The following is a 22,413-nucleotide window of genomic DNA, read 5'->3' as shown; positions in this document are numbered from 1 at the left end:
TAAATTTAATGATGAAACTTAATGGGTTTAGCTGGTATACCTACAGCTGTACAATTAGCGGGTAAAGATTTAGCAACAACAGCACCTGCTCCCACAATTGTATTTTCACCAATTTTTAATTGATTAATTACCTTTGCACCAGTGCCAATGTATACACCTTTTTCAATAACTACTTCTCCGGAAATATTAACTGTTGGCATAAATGAGCAAAAATCTTCAATTATTGTATCATGACCAACTGTACAACTTAAATTTAATGTAATAAATTCCTTTAATTTAATATTACAAGTAATAATACATCCCGCACATATAATACTCCCTTGCCCAATAACTACATCAACTTCTGGCACTATAGCTGAAGGGTGCTTTAATGTAGGGAATAAAATAAAATCATTTTTAATTTTATTTATAATTTTCTTTTTAATCATTGGTTCTGCAACCCCTAATACAACATTTAAATTATAATTAATACTATTTAATGAAGAGACATCACCTAAAACTGGTAAGTCATTTATTTTTTCTCCTTTCTCAAAAGCATCATCAAAAAAACCTATAATTTCATATTTTTTTTCAATATTATTTATTTGCTCAATTAAAACCCTAACTTCTCTCCCAAAACCACCTGCACCAATTATTGCTATTTTTTCCATTTTAAATTGTTTTTAAAATCAAAATTTTTTTCTAATATTTTGATTATTGTTTTTAAAATAATCTTCAAATCTACCAAAAAATTTCTATTGTAGTAATAATTTAAATTCATTTTAACTTTATCTTGAAAAATAACTTCATTATTATATCTCTGAGGATTATTTTGCATTTGTAAAATTTTCTCTTCCTCAAAATACTTCAAAGTTGTTTCTGATGTTAGTCCTGGCTTTAGTTTTAATAATACTCTATTTTTTTCTTTTAAAGTATCATAAAGACCTGGTAAATCTGGTCTTGGACCAACAAAACTCATATCTCCTTTAATGATATTTATTAGCTGCGGTAACTCATCACATTTTGTTTTACGTAAAAACAAACCCCATTTTGAAATCCTTTTCCTATCCTTGTATAAGGTTTTATATTTATAAATTGTGAAAAACATACCATATTGACCTACTCGTGTTTGAAAAAACAATCCATTTGACATAAAACAAATACTAGTAATTATCCAAATAATAAACATTGGTACAATCAAAATAATTAATAACGTAAAAGAAAATATTATATCAAAAACACGTTTTTTTATCATTTATTAAGCTAGAAAAAATTTAATTTTTAATTATTCTTTCAACAATAAAACTTTCAGCTCTTTTAACCCCAACTGTTGCTCCTCTGTATTTAGCCAATGCTTCAAAAGTTTCTGTTGAACGTGTATGAGGAAATTCTTTAATTTGAGATTTAAAGAATTTCATTGCTGTTAACTTTTCTTCAAAAAAATCAGTTACGTCGTTAAACATATTTGGTACAAATGCCTTTTCCTGACGAGGTGCCCATTCTGTTTCTGAAAGTGTCTCATAACAGTATATTTCTTTTATAGAATATTCCCCTTGAGGTCTTGAAGCAACTAAACTTGCTCTATAAATTGCTTTATGATCCTGATGCAAATCTCCAGGGTGCGGTAAATACAATATATTAGGTTTCAATTTATTAATAATTTTAGATAACTCTATAGAAATCTTGTATTCTGGGAAAGCATTTAATGCAGGTGCCGGAAAGTCTAGAAAGAAAGTTTTTTTAATCCCTAAAAAATTATGGGCAGCTAATGCTTCTTGCCTAACAATATCAATAGCTTTTTCATCAAATAACTCAGGAGCACCTATACTTGCATTAGTTGCAATTACAACAAAAACTTCACTGCCATTACTTATAGCTTTAGCTATTGTGCCACCACAACCAATAATTTCATCATCTGCATGAGGTGCGATTACTAAAATTTTATTTTTCATTTTTCAATTTCTTTTTAAACTTGTAAATCTCGTCTTCTATATTATAGCCTAATTTGTCTCCAACCTTTAAAGTGTTGTCAAATTCAAATTCTAGATCATATAACCAAAGTAGTCCATCACCACATTGAATCAAATATCCTTTATCTTCATTTATAAGTAATACACGTCCAACTACACCTTTGATAGCAATAGAATTTTCAATTTGTGATTTCCAAATAACTACCTTTGAATCATTAAAATATGTATATGCTCCAGGGTGCGGTTTTGAACTGGCTTTAATAAGTCTATTAAGATTCTTAGCTGAATCACCCCAATTTAGCCAACCATCTTCAGGACCTCTTTTACCATACCAACTTGCTAAACTATGATTTTGAGGAATAGGATTCCAATTTCCATTTTTAAGTTCTGGAAGCCAATTGTCTAATGCAATTTTTATGTGTTCCCCAATTTTCTTTTCTATTTTACTTGCATCATCATTCTCTTCTACATCAAAGAATGATTGTGTAAATATGGGCCCATCATCAGCTCCTTCTCCCATTAAAAAAAAACTTGCAGCTCCTTTCTTTTTTTCTAGTGTTATCCATGCCAATGGTGCCCTACCCCGACCTTCAGGAAGTCTTGTTGGATGAAAACCAACACATCCTAATTTTGGCATTTGTAACCATACATTATATAATAACTGTGAAAAACCTACCGCAAAAATAATATCTGGTTTTTTTTCTACTGCCCAATTAACACATTCATTATCGTTAATTTTTTTAAATCCTAAATAATCTAAATTATTAGTGTTTGCAATAGTTCTTAAATCTGACCAACCAGAAACTCTTTCTATATTATTAGGCTCATGCCCTAAAATTCCAACAATATTAAACTTATGCTTAGTTAACATTTCAATCGTTATGGCTGTTGTTTGAACAGCTCCTATAACAAGTATTTTATACATTTGGCTTTTTTAAAAATGATTCTTCCCCCTTAAAAACAATCTGTATCGTTTTTATAAAAATTTGAACGTCTAATAAAAAACTAATGTTTTCAACATAATACCGATCATATTTCCAACGTTCTTCCCAAGTTAAGTATATATTCCCATTAGTTTGTGCAAGCCCTGTTAATCCTGGACGTACTAGCATTCTTTTCAAAGCATTTTCATCAAATTTCTCTTGAAGTGAAGGTAAACAAGGTCTTGGCCCTACAAATGACATATCTCCTTTTAAAATGTTTATAAATTGCGGTAATTCGTCTATTTTTAATCTTCTTAAAACAGCACCAACTTTAGTTACCTCAGCATTTCCTTTGAAGATTTCTTGTGTTGTTTCTCTAGGCTTATCTGTCATCGTTCTAATTTTAAATACCTTAAAAAGTTTTCCGTTTTTACCCAATCTTTCTTGAAAGAAAAAAAAGTTTCCTTTTGAATCTAATTTTACAACAATATAAATAAATAAAAATATTGGAGTTAATACTAAACAAATAATTAACGAAAAGAATAGGTCGAAAAATCTTTTAAAAAAAAGTTTATACATAAACTTGATTATTATTAATTTTATTAATGATTAAGGAATATGATATTTCTACTTTATATTTTTCTTGAAGCAATTTATATGAATTATTATTTAAATCTTCCAGCGATTCTTTATTTGCAAAAAGATCAATAGCTTGTTGCATTAGCTTATGATTTCCGGAAATTACTTTTAAGCCACAATTTGCATTTTCAATTATATCTCCAATATCTGTATTTTTATCGGTAGCAGCTATAACCGGCATTTTCATTTCTAAATAAGAAAGCAGTCGGGAAGGGAAATTTGGAATCGAAAAATATTTATTTAAAAAAATAAGCCCAACATCACAACTTGATAATAGTAAATCATATTCACCCTTTGGCAAACTATTTAATAATTTTGCATTATTTGGCTTATTCTGTATAAACCATTTATTCATTCTATTATACTCTGTCCCATTTCCAACAATTAAAAAGAAAACGTTCGGATGCTTATTCTTTTCAATTGTTTGCAATAAAAAATCTAGTCCTTGAGGTTTCCCTAAATTTCCACCGTAAACAAATATCCTGTTATTTGTTGGTAAATTATATTTTTTCCTAATAGAAATTCTTTGTTTTTTATTTAGGTTAAATCCAACTGGGTCAATTGTATTAGGGTTTTCTTCTATTTTTGTGGTATCCAAATTTGGATTGTGATCTTTAATATACTTTACGTTTGCTTGAGACATACATCCAATTGCATCCGATACTTCATATAATTTTTTTTCTTTTTTTCTGAAAAATTTATACAACAAATTTCCTTTATTCAACATGCCTAAATCAACAGCGTTTTGAGGAAAAATATCTTTTAATAACAAATAACTATAAGTATTATCTCTATTTTTAATATACTGTATAACCTTAGTAAAAGTTATTGGTGGAGTAGAATACAAAACCAAATCAAAACAAATATCCTTAAAATTCTTTTTAATTGCGGAAAGATATTGATGTTCTATAGCAAAAGTACCTATTCCCTTTTCTATTAGGTTTGCTTTTTGGATGTTTAATGTCTTTACCTTTAAAATGGTAGAAAACGCATCTTTTATAAGGTATGTTTTTTTCTTTTTCCGTCTTTCAGTTGGAGACACAATGTAGAGTGAATGTTTATTTTTTGAAAACTCTCTAAGTAAATCTTGATAAAGACCTCTTTCGTTTATGGAGTTAATATCAATTAAAGTTAAAAATAAAATTTTCATAAATATCTTTTAATTTATTTTTTACTCCAAACAACTCTATTAATATAATCAGTATACGAAATAATTATTCTCACTACCTTATCACTTACGTTTGGCATAGAGTAATCACTAACTAATCTTAGCAATCTATCTTCGCCACTACTTTGGGAATCTAAAAGTACTAAACCTTGCATAATACGCTCTGGATTTAGCCCTACCATCATAACAGAAGCTTCTTCCATTGCTTCAGGTCGCTCATGTGCCTCTCTAATATTTAAGGCAGGGAAATTCATAATAGAAGATTCTTCTGAAATAGTACCACTATCTGATAAAACTGCCTTGGCATTCTTTTGTAAATTATTATAATCATGAAAACCTAGTGGCTTCATTAATTGAATTAATGAATTAAATGCAACACCAGTTTCATTAATTTTATTTCTAGTACGCGGGTGTGTAGAAACAATAATAGGCAATTTATATTTTTCAGCAATCGTATTTAAAGATTCAACTAATTTAAGAAAGTTATCTGAATTAATGTTTTCTTCTCGATGCGCAGAAACAAGGAAATACTTCCCTTTTTGTAAATTTAATTCTTGTAAAACATTTGAAGCTTCAATTTTATCTTCATATGCTGTGACAACTTCAAAGATTGGAGACCCTGTCTTAATAATTCTATCCGCTGATAACCCTTCTCTCAATAAGTATTCTCTAGCAATATCACTATAGGTTAAATTGATATCTGAAATATGATCTACAATTTTTCGATTCGTTTCTTCAGGAACTCTTTGATCAAAACATCGATTTCCCGCCTCCATGTGAAAAATGGGGATTTTTCGTTTTTTAGCAGCGATAGCACACAAACAAGAATTCGTATCTCCTAATACTAAAAACGCATCAGGTTGAGTCTCCTCTAAAACTGGGTCGATATTAATTAAAATCTGGCCTGCAGTTGTTGTTGCATTTCCGCCCGCTGCATTTAAAAAATAATCAGGTTTTCTCAACCCTAAATCTTTAAAAAAAACTTCATTTAATTCATAATCATAATTTTGACCAGTATGCACTAAAATATGCTCAATGCTTTCTGTTTCATCTAATTTTAGCAATACTCTAGAAAGTCTTATAATTTCTGGTCGTGTACCAACAACTGTAACAACTTTTAATTTTTTCATAATATTTTATTTTTTAAACTTCTTCAAAAAAAGTATCCGCATCTTCTGCGTTATAAAGTTCGTTTATCCAAAAATTTGTATATAAAATTTCATCTCCTATATTTTTTATATTGTGGGTGTACCAAATAGGCATATCAACATAAGCTGGCTCATCACCATCCAAATAAAAATCTAACACCTCATCTGTACCAATTTTTCTCAATTGTATTAATGCTCTCCCTTTAATAACAGCAAAACGTTCTATTTTACGTGTATGATAATGATTCCCTCTTGTAATTCCTGGTACTGTCGTAGAAAAAGAAACTTGACCTCCCACCCCTAAACGTATAATTTCTACAAAACTTCCTCTAGAATCTGTATGTTGAGTAAATTTTACAGGAAAATGATTTTTGATATCCATATAACAACGATACGTATTAAATAAATTCAGCTCAAAAGAAGTTTTGATAGTTGGTATTTCTCCTCTATCTTGATATTCTTCTTTATATTTTTTTAATAAATTTAATATCTCTGATACTTTAGCTGTTGCTGTATGTGGAACATGATAAAGCGATTCATTCTTTTGCTCTTTCGCTTTTTCTATAATTTTTAAAACTAATTCACCAACATAAATTAACTTTAACTCACCATCAACTTCAATTTCAGGAGTTTCTCCATGTGAAATTTGATGAGAAAAAGTGGCAACCACAGAGTTGTAATTAGGGTGGCCAAAAGGACCAAATACATTTGGAATAATAAGCCCAGTAATGCTCCCTCCGTTTTTAGAAGCCCATTTTTCTAATAATTTTCGCCCTTCTTTTTTTGATCTACCATAAGGATTGTCTCTTTCTTCTTGACTTGATGATGAAAACAAAACATGTGCCGTACTTTTACTACGCTCTAAAGATGCTATTAATTTTTCTACTAATTGAATATTTGTATTGTAAATTACATCAGGATCGTTATGACGGTTCATAGCTGCTAAATGAACAATAACATCACACTTTGATACAAAGTCATCTAATTGTGTATCATTACTAAAATAGCTAATGTTATAATCTATACAACAATATTCTTCGGGAAATAAATTTAACGTATTGTATAAATGAGTTCCAACAAACCCCTCTTGTCCTGTAATTCCAATCTTTAACATTTTTTTTCAATTTTAATTTATAGATGCTCAAAATAGTTTTGAGGAAATTTATATTCGTCTTTGATCTCCCCTAATAAATAATCTGCCAAAACTAATAATTTTGATTCTTCTTTTAGTGCTTTTATAGAAGTAATATAACCTTTTGGAATATGCAATATATCTAAAGTACTAGAATTTAATATAAATTCTTTTGGTATTAAATCTTTACTTGGCTTCTCCCAATTGTCAATTTCTAGTATAGAAATTTTAAAACTACCTGTAACCGAACTAAACCAACGCTGTTCTATTTTATGTCCTTGCCACCCCCTATTAATTAATGTAGTGGCATTTTCAATAAAATAGATTCTTTTTATAATACTTGCATCAAAATCATTATTATAAAATAAGCTTCCTCTATCATCATTATAGACATTTCCGCTTATCAGTATTGGCTTTTTTTTCATTACGCTTATCAATTAAGATGCTACAGCTTCCTTTACGATAGGTAATTGTAATAATAGTTTTTTCATTCCTTCAACACCTTGTTGCTCTGTATTGTGAGAATGATAATCTTCCACGACAGATACGTCTTCACCTCCTTTAGAGAAATACTGTGCATAATTTAAGTTTCTATTATCCGCCGGAATTCGATAAAATTCTCCCATATCTTCAGCTTTCACCATTTCTTCACGCGTACATAAAGTTTCGTACAATTTTTCTCCGTGTCTTGTGCCTATTATTTTTATTTCATTCTTGGCATCACAGATTTCTTTTAATGCCTGTGCCAAATCTCCAATTGTACCAGCAGGCGCTTTATTTACAAAAAGATCTCCTTGGTTACCATGTTCAAAAGCAAACAATACCAATTCTACAGCTTCCTCTAACGACATTAAAAAACGGGTCATTTTAGGATCTGTAACTGTTATGGTATCTCCGTTTTTAATTTGATTTAAAAACAATGGAATTACAGATCCTCTAGAAGCCATTACATTACCATATCTTGTTAAACAAACTGTTGTGTTTGTACAATTTCTTGCAGCAGCAACCGCTACTTTTTCCATTAAAGCTTTAGAAATCCCCATAGCATTAATTGGATACGCTGCTTTATCAGTACTTAAACAAATAACTTTTTTTACCTTATTTAGATCTGCTGCATCAATTACATTTTGTGTTCCAAAAACATTTGTTTTAGTTGCTTCTATTGGAAAAAACTCGCATGAAGGTACTTGCTTTAATGCTGCCGCATGGAATACATAATCTACACCACGCATTGCTCTTTCTACACTAGCATAATCTCGTACATCACCAATATAAAACTTTAATTTTTCGTTTTTTAATTGATTACGCATATCATCTTGTTTCTTTTCATCTCTAGAAAAAATACGAATTTCTTTAAAATGATTGGTGTTTAAAAATCGATTTAAAACTGCGTTTCCGAAGGAGCCAGTTCCTCCAGTAATTAATAGTGTTTTATTTTCTATTTTCATGAATTAAAGTTTATTTAACATATTATAAATCTTCTTTGCCTGTTTTTCTGATGTTTTATTAGTCAAAATAAACTGCTTTGCTTTATCCCCATACTCCTTTAATTCATCTTCTGTTTTTTCACAAACTAAAGTAATTGTTTGGGATAAACTGAAAGGAGTTTCATTTTCTACAACAAAACAATAATTAAAATACTCTTCAGGTATACCCTCTAATTTGTAAATTATTGAAGGTGTCCCTGAAGCTAAATACTCCATAGTTTTTGATGGAAATGAATATTTTGTAAACTCACCCTTTGAGTCTCTAGGGTTTACTAAAACTGTAGCACGCTTTTGTAACTTTAAAACTTGTTCTCTTTCAACTTGACCAAGATAACAAATTCTTTTATCAGCTGTTGATATCTTTTCTAGTTCTCTTTTGGTATCTCCGTCTCCACAAATCCACAATCTATAGTTTTCGTCTGCTATCATTGAAAAAGCTTCCAATAAGTTCATAATTCCATATCTTTTTGCTAGGGTACCAGAATATAGAATAGTTTTAAGTTTTTCTTTTTTCTGTTCTATTATTAAGTCCTCATTATTGAACACCCCCTCAACCCTTACCCATGGTCTATTATTAACCTTTAAAGGCCTATACATATGATCTGACAAAAGAACAAATGCATCAACTTCATTTAATAACTTTTTTTGAATACTTTCTTGCACTTTTTTTAAAATCCTTTCAAAAAAATTATTACCTCCTCCCATAAATGAAGGCAAGTCTGGCACAATTAAGCAGATTTTTAAAGAAGGATAAGTTGATTTTAAATCAACAGCTGCTTTCAAAAAAGAAGTGTGAATCGCATAAATTATAATAACATCATTTTTCTTTGTTATTTTTGTTAAGTATTTTTTCACATTAATGTAACGCGAATAAAATTTATATAAAGGTAAGTTTAAAAAGCCAACATTAAATCCTTCAATATCTTCATTTATTAAAAATGAATAAGAGGAAATCTTACTTTTTTTATATTTTTTGGGATAAGATCCAATATATACACTATTCACAATTACAACATTATTACTATTAACTAACATACCTTTTACAATCGCTTGTTGCAATGCATCAGCTGCATATTGAATTACACCTTTACTGTTTACTTCAATTTCTTTTCTTTTTGAATCAGGAAAAAAACCTCCTAAAAACACAACCCTACTAATACTCATAACTAACAATAATTATTTCCTATCCATATCACACTCATAAACCAAAAAAAAAGCATACTCTTTAAAAAAATTATTTACTTATTTTTTATTGAAAAATAAAAACACATAAAAATAAATATCCAACTACTTGGAGTTGTAAACGACCAATTCATATTAGATAAATATAAAGTTACAGTAAAAAAAGCAAATATAATAATATTTATCATTGTAGGATAAACATAAAACCTTTTAAAAAAATAACTAAAAACAATTCCATTAAAAATTGAACAAACGAAAACACCCAATAAATTAAAATCCGCATACATATAAAATATATTTGTATATAATGCATTAAAGTTTTGATTAACACCTATAGATATTTCATTAAAAAGAACTTCACCTACCTCTAAATTTGCTGAAGTTACTTTAAAACCAATGTAATTTAAAAAAACTGTTATAAATTCATCTAAACCTCCAAAATACAATCTAAAAAATTTATAATTTTGCGTTGCGTTAAAGCTGTTAACCCCTTGTTCAAGAGCCCTTAACGGACCAATATTATATATAACTGCATGTTCCAAAAGCCTTTCATTACCTTCTAAAATAGTATTTATATTATATTCATAAATACCCCTTCTAATATTTTGAAAGTAAATTGCTATTAAATATAAACATAGAAATATAAATGAAAAAGCACCTTTCTTTATAAAAGTTGACTTAACTCCAAAGTACATTCTTTTAATTATAGAAATAACTATTACATAAAAAGATATCTCAATTAATAAAAATCGTCCTGCCCCAATGTTTGCGAAAAAATACACATATAATAAATTGATAAAAGCTAGCAAAGTAAACCTAGAGAAAACAAATACAAAAGAAATGTATAAAACAGAAAGTATAGCAATAGTTTCAAAATAGTAATTATAGAAATATATTTCTAGAGTTGAACTAAAAAGCTCTCCAGAAAAGAATCTTAATCTTCTAGCTTCGGACGAACCAAGAACAACTAACGCTTTTTGATATATAGAATAATATCTAAAAATAAAAATTAAGTTTAATAACATAATAAGCTTAATAAAAATATTTTTATTAAGCTTATTAATGAAAGAGGTAATATTAAAAATGACTTCCTTCTTAGATTTTTTTATTTTATCATCCAAAAGTTTCTTTTTCTCCAAACCTTTATTAGATAAAAACACACCTAATAAAAAACAAAAAATTGAGAAAAAAATTAAGTAATATATTTTAACAGAAACTTCATATAAACCGTATAAATTAAATGAAGACATTATTAAAACTACAAACCAAATAAGTAGAAATATATACACATATACCCTCTTAATTTTATTTTTAATAAATAAATTAACCAACAAAATAAATATAGAGAATATAATGATTACTAAATACTGCATAAATACTAATTTCTATTGTTTAAATAATGTCTTCATTTAATTTCTTCATATTTCAATCTAATTACTAAGTATAGTTTTGTATGATTTTAATTGTTTAACAGCTATATCAGTATTATTTTTATTCACTTTACTTTTGTACGCATTTTTAGAAATTTTCATCGATAAGTTTTTATCATTCATTAACCTTTCAATAAAGTTTGCACACATTTCTATATCTCCTGAAGGATAAAACAAAGCACTTTCTTCATGTTTAGCAAGTTCTGGCATTGCTCCAGAAAACGACACTACTGTTGGAACACCAACAGTAAGAGCTTCATCTAAAGCTAAACAATATGTTTCTATAAAGGAGGGGACGACAACCACATTTGCTCTATGCATTTGAAAAACAATATCATTAGCACTTAATGAACCTAGCCATGTTATATTATTTGCTAAATCATTTTTACTAATTTTATCTTTAAGCCACTTAGAATATCCATCCATTCTTATCCCTGACACTATACTTCCTGCTATATGTAAGTTTATTTTTGGATATCGCTTTTTTAAAATAGTTAATGCATCTAATAGAATATGTAACCCTTTATACGAAAGTGATGTACCTGAAGTTGAAGTAAAAATTTGTAATGGACAACATTTATCTACCTCCCACTTATTAGCTTGTAGAAACTCATTTCTTAATGGTAATTCTGTTTTAATTAATTTTGCTTTACCATTTATATTGCTCACATAAGTTCTAACCCAATCAGACTGCGTAGATATATAACCACATTTCAAAATCATTTCCTTCTCAAATTTTCCCCATTTTTTAAACCTTAATTTTGAACCAATTAAAGAGCTAGTAGGTTTTATAAATTCCTTTAAACGAAAACATCTAATAATATCTAATAGAGACATGCCTGCATAGAAATATTTAGCATAAGCATACTTTAAACCTTGTATTTCAAGTAATACATTCCCTTTAATAAAGCCGCGAGCATACAATAATCCCCAATAATTTTCTGTGCCCCAAATATGTATAATATCTGGTTTGATATCTTTTATTATTAATTGAATTTCTAAAACAATTTTGGTGCTAGGTAGCCCATTCTTCTTAATGCTATTGTTTGGTAAAACCCATTGTTTTAAAACCCCATAATCATCTCTAACCACTTTATCAACTGAACCTTCAGTAATATTAAATAGCTCGACTTCACCTGTCTCAATAAGTGCTTCTGACATTGAGTATAGCCAACTGCCAGTTGCTACAGATTTAGAGTTTGAAAACTTAACATTACAAAACCATAATACCTTTATTGATTTTTTCATATATTAATTGTTATTACACCTAATGGAAAAAGTGGTAATTATAAAACTCTTTTTAAATTAAAAAACCTCAAAATAAATGTTTATTCTACAAATTGTAAAACAATATTATTCACTAAATTTTTACTTATAAAATTAAATATTAAATAAATTTTTTAAAATTTTTATTTGTACCATAGGGTTATATTTTTTTTCTATAACAGTATAACAAGACTCTCTAACGCCTTGTCTTTTTTGTTCTTTAATTGATGTCCAAACCTTTATTTTTTGGCATAAATCCTCTAAATTATCTTCTTCAAAGAAATCCCCAGTTAAGCCTGGTTCAATTGCCTCAAATTCTGGCATTTGATAAGATATATTATCATGCGTGATTACTGGTGTACCATAAACTAAGCTATGCATTGCTGTTAAACCAACATTACCAGGAGAAACACATACATCTGCATTAAATATTAAATTACCAATTAGTTCCTCTTTATAGCAACTACCATACAACCAAACATAATTTTGTAAGTTATTTTTCTTAATAATTTTATCAATAAATACATTTTCATTATCATCCCCAATAATTATTAAATTACAATAATGTCCTACACTTTTAAGGATACCCATAGCATCAATAATCATATCAATCTTTTTTAAAAGTTGTATACGACCTATATAAATTAAAACTGGATAATCATTTTTGAAGTAATCTTTATAGACATTAGATAACTTTAAATCAGATCTTATTTTTAGTTGTTTTACATAATCTAATGAATTGTAAATACAAATCATTTTTTTCTCATTAAAGCCTTTTTTTATCATATTTCTTTTGGCTGTTTCACCATACAGTAAAAATTTATTTGCCATAAAGTATTGTGGATAAGTTAATAGTTTTTCTTTCCAAGAAAGCTCTCTTACCAAACCATGCATCCATAAATATACTTTTTTATTTAAAATCAAACAGAACAAAGAAATTAACCAATTGGATAATATATTTGTATCACCTGTAAGTATAAAAAATTTGTATTTTTTAAAAGCTAATTTTACAACTCCTACTTGCCAAACAAATTTTTTGAAAATTATTTTTTTGTTTTTAACTGTTTTTTTATATCCCTTTAGAGTAGAAGTATCCATTAACTTTATTAATGTACTTACTTTATCTCCAAAATAAAAATCACATTTAAGCTCCTCATCCATTAGCTTATATATAGGCTCTCTATAGTGAGATGCTATGTTAAAAATACAACAAATTTCATTTTTTTTTCCCATATACATTTTTATAATTAAATTATCTTTTGTAACGAATTAAACTAATTTTTAGCTTAGTGTAAAATGTGATAAATTCTTGTACTTTAAATAGGTAAATAAAAATAAAATAAAGTGGCAAAGCCGTAAAAATAGCTAAAACTAACTTTATTATATTGTTTTCAATAAAATAAATAGCAACAAAGACTCCAAACATCATTATTAAACTAGCAAAAACAATAGGTAGTAAGTCCTTAATTTGATCAAATGGACCATATTTCAATAATTTTCCGGGGTAATATGTATTTATAAAAAAATGTATCATTGTAGATGTCAATTCAGCAAATGCAATAAAGATTATACCGTATTTAAGAGATATAGATACAAGAACCACCCTTACAAGTATTTTTACATACTGCTGCTTTAATGCTAAATCAGCTCTACCAATTGCATATAATACATTTATATTTATTCCTGAAATAATTGTAATCATTCTAGCAATACACATAATTTGCATTATTGGCACAGCCATTATCCATTTATCAGTTAATAAGGTTTTTATTAACGGCTCCGCCAACAATATTAGTAACATAAATAATGGTATGTTTATGATGGCTGTAGATTTAATTATTTTCCTTGTAACATTAACTAATTTTTTTTGTTCATTTTGTATTTGAGATAACGTTGGCAAAAGCACACTATCTAAAACAGAACTAAAAACACCATAAACAACATCACTAAATTGTGTACCTCGAGTATAGTATCCCAAATCTTTTACACTTGAAAGTTTTGCAATAAATATACTCGTAAAGTTATTTACGACCATATTTAAAAGCGAAGAATATAATAATTTCGACCCAAAAGAAAATAAGTTTTTAAAAGATGTAGCTGAAAACATAAAAACGGGACGCCAACTCACGTTGAAAAAAACAACTAACAAAGCTACTACTACACGAATAATTGTTTGAAAAACTAACGCCCATATTCCAAAGTCTAAATATGCCATTATTATAGCTATAACACCACTTACTAAAGCAGATATAAAATTAATCCTACCAATTGATTTAAAATTTACATCTATTGTTAAAATCGTTATAGGGATAGCTATTAAAGCATTAAAAAAGAGTGAAATACCAACAACCCTAATATATAAACTTAATTCTAAATTGTTATAGAATTCAGCTATAAAAGGGGAAGCTACCCATAATAAAATATAGCAAAAAATACTTACACCTATGTTAAAGAAAAAAACAGTTGAAATATCGACAAATGTTCTGTCTTGTTTCTGTATTAAAGCTTTACTAAAGCCTGAATCAACAAACACTTGCAAAAAAGCAATTATTACAAATAAAATGCCCATAACGCCGTATTCTTCAGGGTCTAAAATACGTGCTAAAACAACACCAACTACAAACTGAATTATTTGAACACTCAATCGTTCTATTGAACTCCAAAGTATGCCACTAAGAATTTTTTCTGATAAATTCAATTATTAATTTCTTAATTAAAAATTTTGTTGCAAGTTTAATATTTGTACTTATTTACCTATTCTATAATACTCAATCCCTTTATCCTCCAATTTATATGCTATATACTGATTTCTCCCATCAAAAATAATAGGTGAAATTAATGTGTTTTTTATTTCTTCAAAATCAGGAGAACGAAATTCTTTCCATTCTGTTAATAAAATCAACGCATTTGCTTCTTTTAAAACCTCATACTTCGAATTAAAATATTCGATATTCTCAACATTTTTTAAGTAAAATTCTTTTGCTTCTTTCATTGCTTTTGGATCATACATTTTTACCTTGGCTCCTCTTTTCACGAGTTCTTTCACAACATAAATAGCGGGAGCTTCTCTCATATCATCGGTACCTGGTTTAAAAGCCAATCCCCATAAACCGAAAGTCATCCCAGATAAATTTTCTCCAAATCGTTTTACAATTTTATGAGCAATCACTAATTTTTGAGCATCATTCACATTCTCTACAGACTCTATTAAATTTGCTTTATATCCATTTTCTTCTGCTATCTTCTTTAGAGCTTTTACATCTTTAGGAAAACAAGAACCTCCATATCCTGCACCGGGATAAATAAAACTATAGCCAATTCTTTGATCTGAACCTATACCTATTCTTACTTGATTTGCATCAGCACCAACTCTTTCACATATATTAGCAATCTCATTCATAAAGGATATTTTTGTTGCTAACATGGCATTTGCTGCATATTTAGTCATTTCTGCAGAACGTATATCCATAGTTATAAAACGATCGTGCGTTCTAAAAAATGGTGAATACAATTGCTTCATTTTATCAAAAGCATACTCAGAATCTGCTCCTATCACAACCCTATCAGGCTTCATAAAATCAGTTATTGCTGCTCCTTCTTTTAAAAATTCAGGATTAGAAACCACATCAAAATCAATATCCTCCCCTCTAACATCTAATTCCTTTTGAATAGTAATTTTTACTTTATCAGCCGTTCCAACTGGCACGGTAGATTTATCCACAACCACCAATCTTTTTTTCATGGTCTTACCTATCGATTTAGCGACAGCTAAAACATATTGCAAGTCTGCAGAACCATCATCTCCCATTGGGGTTCCCACCGCAATAAAGACAATCTCAGCATCACTAATAGCATTTCCTAAATTGGTTGTAAAAAATAAATTTTTGTTTTTTACATTTTTTAAAACCATTTGTTCTAATCCTGGTTCAAAAATAGGAATGATTCCTTCCTCTAATTTTTGAATTTTCTTTTGATCTATATCTACACAAGTCACTTTGTTTCCCATTTCTGCAAAACAAGTACCAGAAACCAAGCCTACATAACCTGATCCAACTACAGTTATATTCATAACTATTTATCTTTTATCTTTAAATTTTCTTTCTCTTGTACTTCCTTTCTTAAACCACTACTCGAAAAACGATGCTCTCTTTTATTAAAATACAAATCAATCCCTTTTTCTTCACAATAGTGCCTTCCGGTAAATTGTTTACTAGCATACTCATCTCCAATGATACGAACATCAATGTTAAAAGATCTTAATACATCTTCTAAATCTTGCTCTGTAGCATAAGGGACAATTTCATCCACAAACTTACATCCTTTTAACTGAATATATCTTTCAACGACAGACTGGATGGGTCTATTCTTTTCTGGTCTATCTAGCGTTGGATCTGTTTGAAGTCCACAGATCAAATAATCGCATTGCCGTTTAGCATCTTCTAACATTTTTATATGCCCAGCATGCAACAAATCAAATGCACTGAAAGTGATTCCTATTTTCATTTTTTTAAGCAAATATAGTCATTTTATTTATTTTACAAATTGATGTTTTTCCCCCTTAAACATAACTTCTTGGTTCCTAATACCATGCACTATTTCAATTGATTGTTTTGCATCTTCTAACCCAAAACTTTCCCCTTTTAAAATCCCTCTATAACTATCTGTATGCAACTCCGTAAACCCTTGGCTAAATTCTAACTCTTCCTCATCAATTGTTATTGAGCGATAAGTTCTCTGACCAATCTTTTTTAATCGTACTGGTACATCATTTTCATCTATTGATAAAAACCAACGTACTCTTGCATTTTGAAATTCCAAATAACCCGCAGATTTATCTTTCTCTTTTAAATGCACTATATTCTCTTGCACTTCTCCAAAAATCCAAGACAACATATCATAAAAATGCACGCCAATATTGGTGGCGATACCACCAGATTTACTTTCATCTCCTTTCCAAGAAATATCATACCAATTTCCTCTTGAGGTAATATAAGTTAAATCGATATCGTATTTTCCTTTTTTATTACTAGAATCTACTTTTTGTTTTAGTTTTATGATAGATTCATGCAAACGCAACTGAAGTATTGTATGAATCTTTCCTTTAGATTCTTTCTCGATAGCAGCCAACGCATCTATGTTCCAAGGGTTTAATACCAAAGGTTTCTCACAAATAGCATCTGCACCTCTACGCAAAGCCATTCTAATATGAGAATCGTGCAAGTAGTTTGGAGTACAAATACTCACATAATCTAAATTGATGTTTTGTTGACGCTTTATTTTTTCAATATGACGATCAAATCTTTCAAACTCTACAAAAAAGTCTGCCTTTGGGAAATAACCATCCATTACACCAACACTGTCAAACTTATCAAGTGCAGCTATTAGATTGTTATTGGTATCTTTAATTGCTTTTAAATGTCTTGGAGCTATGTAACCTGCAACTCCTATTAAAGCGAAATTCTTCATACACTATAATGATTTATTAACTTTTTCTGATGGAAGAAAATTCTTCACATCGTAAACAATCGCTTTTTCTTTTTGAAGCGATTTCACATTCAATTCTCCAAACTCTTTATGCGCCACTGTTAACACAATAGCATCAAATTTTTGATTTGTCAAAATCTTTTCTGAAATTAAATTATACTCTTTTTTAACTTCTTTTGGGTTTGCATTAGGATCAAAAATTGTAACTTTAGCTCCATAATCCGTCAACTCATTTATAACCTCTACAGACTTTGTATTTCTAACATCCGGACAATTCTCTTTAAATGTAATTCCCAACACTAAAATTTCCGAATCTTTTACATTAATATCTGCCTGAATCATCAATTTTGCTACTTCCGAAGCTACGTACTTCCCCATACTATCATTCATCCTTCTTCCCGCCAAAATAATTTCTGGATGATACCCATATTCTTGCGCTTTTTGTGCTAAATAGTAAGGATCTACCCCAATACAATGCCCTCCCACCAAACCGGGTGTAAAAGGTAAAAAATTCCATTTTGTACCTGCAGCAGCTAAAACATCCTGTGTATTGATCCCCATTAATCCAAAAATTTTCGCCAATTCATTGACAAAGGCAATATTGATATCTCTTTGTGAGTTTTCAATTACTTTTGCTGCTTCTGCTACTTTAATAGTGGGTGCCAAATGGGTGCCTGCTATGATGACTGATTTATACAATTCATCTACTTTTAACCCAATTTCTGGAGTAGATCCCGAAGTTACTTTTAATATTTTTTCTACCGTATGCTCTTTATCACCTGGGTTAATTCTTTCCGGAGAATAGCCTGCATAAAAATCTGTATTAAATTTTAATCCAGATACTCTTTCTAACACCGGAATACACTCTTCTTCTGTTGCCCCAGGATACACCGTAGATTCATAAATAACAATATCTCCTTTTTTTAATACTTTCCCAACCGTTTCACTCGCTTTTACCAAAGGGGTTAAAACAGGTCTATTATTCTTATCAACGGGTGTTGGCACTGTAATAATGTAGTAGTTGCATTCTGCAATATCTTGTATTTCTTTACTACAATAGAGACCATTTATGGATGCTTCAGCCGCTGGGACTAGGGACTGGGGATTAGGGACTAATACTTTCTGTAAAACCTCATCAGACACCTCTAATGTTGAATCCTTTCCAGACATTAATTCCGCTACCCTTTCTACATTAATATCAAATCCAACTACTGAATATTTTGTTGCAAACAATCTTGCTAATGGCAAGCCTACATAGCCTAGTCCGATGATTGCGATTTTTATTTCTTTGTTCATAATTATTCTTATATTAGGAATTAGGGAATAGGGATTAGGGAATAGGGATTAGGGTTAGGGGTTAGGAAATGAGAATTAACCACAACCTAATAATCTCTATTTGTTCCTCTATTCTTTATTCTTTATTCTTTTATACGTTTATTAATTTTATTGATCAGTGCTGTAAGCATTTTAGATATCCCTATCAATTCTTCTTTTAAATTATTTTTATTCGATTGCAGATAACCCAAATTTTCAGAAATAATTAGCTGAGTTTCAACTTCTGCCGCAGACGCTCTTGCAATATACAAAAACCGAACAAAGTCTTTATCTGATTTTCTACCAGCTCCTTCTGCTATGTTAGAAGGTATTGAAATCGCAGCTCTTCTTAATTGACTTACCAATCCATACATTTCATGATTAGGAAACTCATTCGTTAATTTATAGATTTCCGTCACCAAAGCAATTGACTTTTGCCAAACCAGTAAATCTTTATGCGTTTTCATCCAATTACCTAATAACTAATCCTCACTTCCAAATCCCTTAATCTCTACAAATTCCCCCAATACCATTTCACCGCCTCTTTCAATCCTTTTTGCAAAGAAAACTGCGGGTTATAGTTCAGTAAGTCTTTTGCCTTATCAACACTGGCATGAGAATGTGGGATATCTCCCAATCTATTTTCACCATGAATCACTTCGACTTCTTTAATTTTTGGGTTGAATTCAGATAAATATTCCTTTAAAAAACTCATTAAGTTATTTAAAGTATTTCGATCTCCGTACGCAACATTATACACAGTATTTACAGCTTTTTTAGCTGCCACTAAACTTAATAAATTTGCCTGAATTACATTATCAATATAAGTAAAATCTCTAGAGTAATTTCCATCCCCATTAATAGTAGGTGATTCTAAATTCATTAATTGACTCACAAATTTAGGAATTACTGCAGCGTAGGCACCGTTTGGATCTTGTTTGCGTCCAAAAACATTAAAGTATCTTAAGCCTATGGTTTCCAATCCGTAAGTTTTAGAAAAAACATCTGCATACAACTCGTTAACATATTTAGTAACCGCATAAGGTGATAAGGGTTTTCCAATATTATCTTCTACCTTAGGCAAAGCTTCAGAATCACCATAAGTAGAAGAACTAGCCGCATACACAAATCGCTGCACCTTATTATCTCTACAAGCCATTAACATGTTTAAAAAACCACTGACATTTACATCGTTAGAAGTAATTGGATCTTTTATAGACCTTGGCACAGAACCTAATGCAGCCTCATGCAACACATAATCTACACCTTTAGTTGCCAACATGCAATCTTCAAGATTTCGAATATCTCCTTCAAGTAAAGTAAAGTTAGGATTGTTGATAATAGCTGCTAAATTCTCTCTTTTTCCCGTAGCAAAATTATCTAGACAGACAACTTGATTATTTCTATTTATCAATTCTTCACATAAGTTAGAACCGATAAAACCTGCCCCACCAGTAACTAAAATTTTTTTACCAGATAATTGCAATACAATTTATTTTTTTTACAAACTTACAAAAAAAGGTTTTTATTGGACCAATGAATACCCTACAAAAATTAGCACATTCTAAAAACAAACCGACATTATTTGCGTCTCATTTCACCAAAACATAAGGAGAACACTGTCAATTTTTAAATTATCATCAACAAAAAAACGTACTGAAAACAATAAGCAAAAAGCTATTATCATTGTTGTTTAGTGATTTTTGATAAAGAAAACAGACTAAAATGTATGAGCACAAAAAAAAGAAAGGATACTTATTTTAAAAGTATCCTTTCTTTTAGAGAAATCTATCTATATTTTTGGTAAAAAGTTAAGAAATTATCTGCAAAAAGTAAACTATGTTTTTTTGATCTTTTAGTAAGAAATTACTACAAAAGGCTACATGATCTTTGCATACAACTTTAACATTATTCTGCGTACTTATTCGTTTTTGAAGAAATAAAAAAAAATGTTCGATAAGAGCCCTATTTCTACATCATAATTATAGAAGAGCTCTCATCGAACATCATTTCACAAAATTAATCTAATGTATACCCTACATTTGTCAACATATTACGCAAACGTTTGTCGGGTCTAAAATTAATATGTGCTTTTTTAACCGCATTCGTAGAAACCTCTTCTAAAGTGTCCACACCCTGTGAACTAACTCCTATTTGAAAAGCGCCTAATTTATCTAACTTTACGATTTTACCCTGCTCTAATTCATCTTTAATATTGTGTAATAAAGATAATAAAACAGCATAACAATCGGCCTCTCTAACCGTACTTTGATTGGATACCAAATAAGCCAACCTTTCCAAATCAGTAACACCGGTTGCTATTGCTTGTACATAAAATTTATTGTCCGCGGCTCTATCCTGAGGATTTGGACGCGATATAGGTTTTAATTTAACCATCTTTATTTGTTTTTAAAATTAAAAAAATTACAACTTTTATTTACAAAGAGACAGTTGTACCACATCTCTTTTGTACGCTTTTAAAACTCTGTACAACGTACCCAACCACTCGCGATTTTGAGCAGTAAAACACTAACCAACAATTAGCTAGCGGAGATCCTATAAACTAAATTTAAATCATACCTTACCCTTGCAGTTTGGCAAACTGCTTTAAAAATTATACACTATTTTTTGGTAAGCTTTAAGAAGTATTGTAATTTTGAAGTAGTTAAAAACAAAACAAACACTCCTAAAAGTGTTACCGTTTTAAAAAAGGTCTTAAAGTGCCAGCCTTTAAGGCTTTTTTTTATTTTTTGTAAAGATACAATCATGTTTCCTTCTTAATACATTTTTTTATTCACCATTTATTAACATTTTAAATGTGTTTTTCGCTGTTTTTTACAGTGTAAGTATGGTTTTAGATGTTTTTTAACATAAAATAGTGCTAAGCGGCTTAAATTGTCCTAAAATTTAATTTGTTTTGATTATAAATGGCATTTCCTTATTGTTAATAAAAAGTTTTATGATTTTATAAGGTAGTCATAGAGGATTAATGGACCATTCCCAAAAACCATAGAAGTAACAGTTTGATTTCAGAAGGTAAATCTTATCTAGCCTTGGTTCGTTGTTTGTTGTTGGAGATTCCTCGTCGCTCGTACCTCACTCTGTCGGAATGACTCTCGTAAAATGTTTTTAGCTATTAGCTTATGGTCGTCAACTGATAACTGACGACTTAAAACTGAAAAAAGATTCCTCGTCGTTCGTTCCTTACTCTGTCGGAATGATCTGTGTTAAAAACCTATTGTTTTTTGTTAAATTTTCATCTAATTACAGCAATATAAATTTTGATGATTT

Annotated in this window: 22 protein-coding genes; all 22 read right to left on the bottom strand. The window is 29.5% G+C overall.

Translation table 11 applies throughout. The annotated features are described in order from the left end of the window. Positions 1 to 5 precede the first annotated feature (5 nt). On the bottom strand, positions 6 to 650 hold the full coding sequence (locus tag MC378_RS00110) for an acetyltransferase (protein WP_242176675.1): 645 nt from the start codon (positions 648 to 650) through the stop codon (positions 6 to 8). Then, positions 638 to 1,234 carry a sugar transferase gene (locus tag MC378_RS00105; RefSeq protein WP_242176673.1) on the bottom strand — a complete coding sequence of 199 codons (597 nt, stop codon included), beginning with the start codon at positions 1,232 to 1,234 and terminating at the stop codon, positions 638 to 640. The genes MC378_RS00110 and MC378_RS00105 overlap by 13 nt, the downstream gene beginning before the upstream one ends. 19 nt (positions 1,235 to 1,253) lie before the next feature. Beyond that, complete coding sequence (locus MC378_RS00100) at positions 1,254 to 1,931, bottom strand: PIG-L deacetylase family protein (RefSeq protein WP_242176670.1); 678 nt, start codon at positions 1,929 to 1,931, stop codon at positions 1,254 to 1,256. Beyond that, positions 1,921 to 2,874, bottom strand: a complete 954-nt coding sequence (locus MC378_RS00095; RefSeq protein WP_242176668.1) for a methionyl-tRNA formyltransferase — start codon at positions 2,872 to 2,874, stop codon at positions 1,921 to 1,923. Before MC378_RS00095 ends, MC378_RS00100 begins: the two co-directional genes overlap by 11 nt. After that, entirely contained in the window at positions 2,867 to 3,451 is a 585-nt protein-coding gene (locus tag MC378_RS00090) for a sugar transferase (protein WP_242176666.1), read from the bottom strand. The genes MC378_RS00095 and MC378_RS00090 overlap by 8 nt, the downstream gene beginning before the upstream one ends. After that, entirely contained in the window at positions 3,444 to 4,661 is a 1,218-nt protein-coding gene (locus MC378_RS00085; RefSeq protein WP_242176665.1) for a glycosyltransferase family 4 protein, read from the bottom strand. The genes MC378_RS00090 and MC378_RS00085 overlap by 8 nt, the downstream gene beginning before the upstream one ends. 14 nt (positions 4,662 to 4,675) lie before the next feature. Further along, entirely contained in the window at positions 4,676 to 5,809 is a 1,134-nt protein-coding gene (gene wecB, locus MC378_RS00080) for a non-hydrolyzing UDP-N-acetylglucosamine 2-epimerase (protein ID WP_242176663.1), read from the bottom strand. A 13-nt stretch (positions 5,810 to 5,822) separates the two neighbouring features. After that, on the bottom strand, positions 5,823 to 6,941 hold the full coding sequence (locus MC378_RS00075) for a polysaccharide biosynthesis C-terminal domain-containing protein (RefSeq protein ID WP_242176662.1): 1,119 nt from the start codon (positions 6,939 to 6,941) through the stop codon (positions 5,823 to 5,825). A gap of 17 nt (positions 6,942 to 6,958) precedes the next feature. Then, positions 6,959 to 7,384, bottom strand: coding sequence for a WxcM-like domain-containing protein (locus MC378_RS00070; RefSeq protein ID WP_242176661.1), 426 nt, complete (start codon positions 7,382 to 7,384; stop codon positions 6,959 to 6,961). A 12-nt stretch (positions 7,385 to 7,396) separates the two neighbouring features. Further along, positions 7,397 to 8,407, bottom strand: coding sequence for a polysaccharide biosynthesis protein (locus MC378_RS00065; RefSeq protein WP_242176660.1), 1,011 nt, complete (start codon positions 8,405 to 8,407; stop codon positions 7,397 to 7,399). Positions 8,408 to 8,410: 3 nt separating this feature from the next. Beyond that, complete coding sequence (locus tag MC378_RS00060) at positions 8,411 to 9,610, bottom strand: glycosyltransferase (RefSeq protein WP_242176659.1); 1,200 nt, start codon at positions 9,608 to 9,610, stop codon at positions 8,411 to 8,413. A gap of 74 nt (positions 9,611 to 9,684) precedes the next feature. Further along, positions 9,685 to 11,001 (bottom strand): O-antigen polymerase, encoded by a 1,317-nt coding sequence (locus tag MC378_RS00055; RefSeq protein ID WP_242176658.1) that lies wholly within the window; start codon positions 10,999 to 11,001, stop codon positions 9,685 to 9,687. Positions 11,002 to 11,058: 57 nt separating this feature from the next. Further along, positions 11,059 to 12,306: a glycosyltransferase gene (locus MC378_RS00050; RefSeq protein WP_242176656.1), complete on the bottom strand. Its 1,248-nt coding sequence runs from the start codon at positions 12,304 to 12,306 to the stop codon at positions 11,059 to 11,061. A gap of 132 nt (positions 12,307 to 12,438) precedes the next feature. Next, positions 12,439 to 13,557, bottom strand: coding sequence for a glycosyltransferase (locus MC378_RS00045; protein WP_242176655.1), 1,119 nt, complete (start codon positions 13,555 to 13,557; stop codon positions 12,439 to 12,441). Between the two features lie 19 nt (positions 13,558 to 13,576). After that, complete coding sequence (locus MC378_RS00040; RefSeq protein ID WP_242176654.1) at positions 13,577 to 15,022, bottom strand: lipopolysaccharide biosynthesis protein; 1,446 nt, start codon at positions 15,020 to 15,022, stop codon at positions 13,577 to 13,579. A gap of 48 nt (positions 15,023 to 15,070) precedes the next feature. After that, positions 15,071 to 16,393 (bottom strand): UDP-glucose dehydrogenase family protein, encoded by a 1,323-nt coding sequence (locus tag MC378_RS00035; RefSeq protein WP_242176653.1) that lies wholly within the window; start codon positions 16,391 to 16,393, stop codon positions 15,071 to 15,073. A 2-nt stretch (positions 16,394 to 16,395) separates the two neighbouring features. Further along, complete coding sequence (locus MC378_RS00030; protein ID WP_242176652.1) at positions 16,396 to 16,827, bottom strand: adenylyltransferase/cytidyltransferase family protein; 432 nt, start codon at positions 16,825 to 16,827, stop codon at positions 16,396 to 16,398. Between the two features lie 27 nt (positions 16,828 to 16,854). Beyond that, entirely contained in the window at positions 16,855 to 17,790 is a 936-nt protein-coding gene (locus MC378_RS00025) for a Gfo/Idh/MocA family oxidoreductase (RefSeq protein WP_242176651.1), read from the bottom strand. A 3-nt stretch (positions 17,791 to 17,793) separates the two neighbouring features. Then, positions 17,794 to 19,104 carry a nucleotide sugar dehydrogenase gene (locus MC378_RS00020; RefSeq protein WP_242176650.1) on the bottom strand — a complete coding sequence of 437 codons (1,311 nt, stop codon included), beginning with the start codon at positions 19,102 to 19,104 and terminating at the stop codon, positions 17,794 to 17,796. Positions 19,105 to 19,226: 122 nt separating this feature from the next. Continuing rightward, a complete protein-coding gene (locus MC378_RS00015) occupies positions 19,227 to 19,589 on the bottom strand; it encodes a four helix bundle protein (protein ID WP_242176648.1) in 363 nt (120 codons plus the stop codon). A gap of 44 nt (positions 19,590 to 19,633) precedes the next feature. After that, positions 19,634 to 20,608 carry an SDR family oxidoreductase gene (locus tag MC378_RS00010; RefSeq protein ID WP_242176646.1) on the bottom strand — a complete coding sequence of 325 codons (975 nt, stop codon included), beginning with the start codon at positions 20,606 to 20,608 and terminating at the stop codon, positions 19,634 to 19,636. 533 nt (positions 20,609 to 21,141) lie between these two features. After that, positions 21,142 to 21,519 (bottom strand): HU family DNA-binding protein, encoded by a 378-nt coding sequence (locus MC378_RS00005; RefSeq protein ID WP_242176645.1) that lies wholly within the window; start codon positions 21,517 to 21,519, stop codon positions 21,142 to 21,144. Between the last annotated feature and the right edge of the window lie 894 nt (positions 21,520 to 22,413).

The sequence above is a fragment of the Polaribacter marinus genome (genome assembly GCF_022662535.1).
Classification (GTDB): Bacteria; Bacteroidota; Bacteroidia; order Flavobacteriales; family Flavobacteriaceae; genus Polaribacter; species Polaribacter marinus.
The sequence above is the reverse complement of the archived record's forward strand: the minus strand, read 5'-3'. Positions and strand labels throughout refer to the sequence as shown.

Excerpts from the sequence above, each read along its gene's own strand:
- MC378_RS00085 (WP_242176665.1), bottom strand. The coding sequence starts at position 4,661 with ATGAAAATTTTATTTTTAACTTTAATTGATATTAACTCCATAAACGAA.
- MC378_RS00025 (WP_242176651.1), bottom strand. The coding sequence starts at position 17,790 with ATGAAGAATTTCGCTTTAATAGGAGTTGCAGGTTACATAGCTCCAAGA.
- MC378_RS00020 (WP_242176650.1), bottom strand. The coding sequence starts at position 19,104 with ATGAACAAAGAAATAAAAATCGCAATCATCGGACTAGGCTATGTAGGC.
- MC378_RS00005 (WP_242176645.1), bottom strand. The coding sequence starts at position 21,519 with ATGGTTAAATTAAAACCTATATCGCGTCCAAATCCTCAGGATAGAGCC.
- MC378_RS00070 (WP_242176661.1), bottom strand. The coding sequence starts at position 7,384 with ATGAAAAAAAAGCCAATACTGATAAGCGGAAATGTCTATAATGATGAT.
- MC378_RS00100 (WP_242176670.1), bottom strand. The coding sequence starts at position 1,931 with ATGAAAAATAAAATTTTAGTAATCGCACCTCATGCAGATGATGAAATT.
- MC378_RS00035 (WP_242176653.1), bottom strand. The coding sequence starts at position 16,393 with ATGAATATAACTGTAGTTGGATCAGGTTATGTAGGCTTGGTTTCTGGT.
- MC378_RS00030 (WP_242176652.1), bottom strand. The coding sequence starts at position 16,827 with ATGAAAATAGGAATCACTTTCAGTGCATTTGATTTGTTGCATGCTGGG.
- MC378_RS00015 (WP_242176648.1), bottom strand. The coding sequence starts at position 19,589 with ATGAAAACGCATAAAGATTTACTGGTTTGGCAAAAGTCAATTGCTTTG.
- MC378_RS00075 (WP_242176662.1), bottom strand. The coding sequence starts at position 6,941 with ATGTTAAAGATTGGAATTACAGGACAAGAGGGGTTTGTTGGAACTCAT.
- MC378_RS00050 (WP_242176656.1), bottom strand. The coding sequence starts at position 12,306 with ATGAAAAAATCAATAAAGGTATTATGGTTTTGTAATGTTAAGTTTTCA.
- MC378_RS00055 (WP_242176658.1), bottom strand. The coding sequence starts at position 11,001 with ATGCAGTATTTAGTAATCATTATATTCTCTATATTTATTTTGTTGGTT.
- MC378_RS00045 (WP_242176655.1), bottom strand. The coding sequence starts at position 13,557 with ATGGGAAAAAAAAATGAAATTTGTTGTATTTTTAACATAGCATCTCAC.
- wecB (WP_242176663.1), bottom strand. The coding sequence starts at position 5,809 with ATGAAAAAATTAAAAGTTGTTACAGTTGTTGGTACACGACCAGAAATT.
- MC378_RS00065 (WP_242176660.1), bottom strand. The coding sequence starts at position 8,407 with ATGAAAATAGAAAATAAAACACTATTAATTACTGGAGGAACTGGCTCC.
- MC378_RS00105 (WP_242176673.1), bottom strand. The coding sequence starts at position 1,234 with ATGATAAAAAAACGTGTTTTTGATATAATATTTTCTTTTACGTTATTA.
- MC378_RS00095 (WP_242176668.1), bottom strand. The coding sequence starts at position 2,874 with ATGTATAAAATACTTGTTATAGGAGCTGTTCAAACAACAGCCATAACG.
- MC378_RS00090 (WP_242176666.1), bottom strand. The coding sequence starts at position 3,451 with ATGTATAAACTTTTTTTTAAAAGATTTTTCGACCTATTCTTTTCGTTA.
- MC378_RS00110 (WP_242176675.1), bottom strand. The coding sequence starts at position 650 with ATGGAAAAAATAGCAATAATTGGTGCAGGTGGTTTTGGGAGAGAAGTT.
- MC378_RS00060 (WP_242176659.1), bottom strand. The coding sequence starts at position 9,610 with ATGAGTATTAGTAGGGTTGTGTTTTTAGGAGGTTTTTTTCCTGATTCA.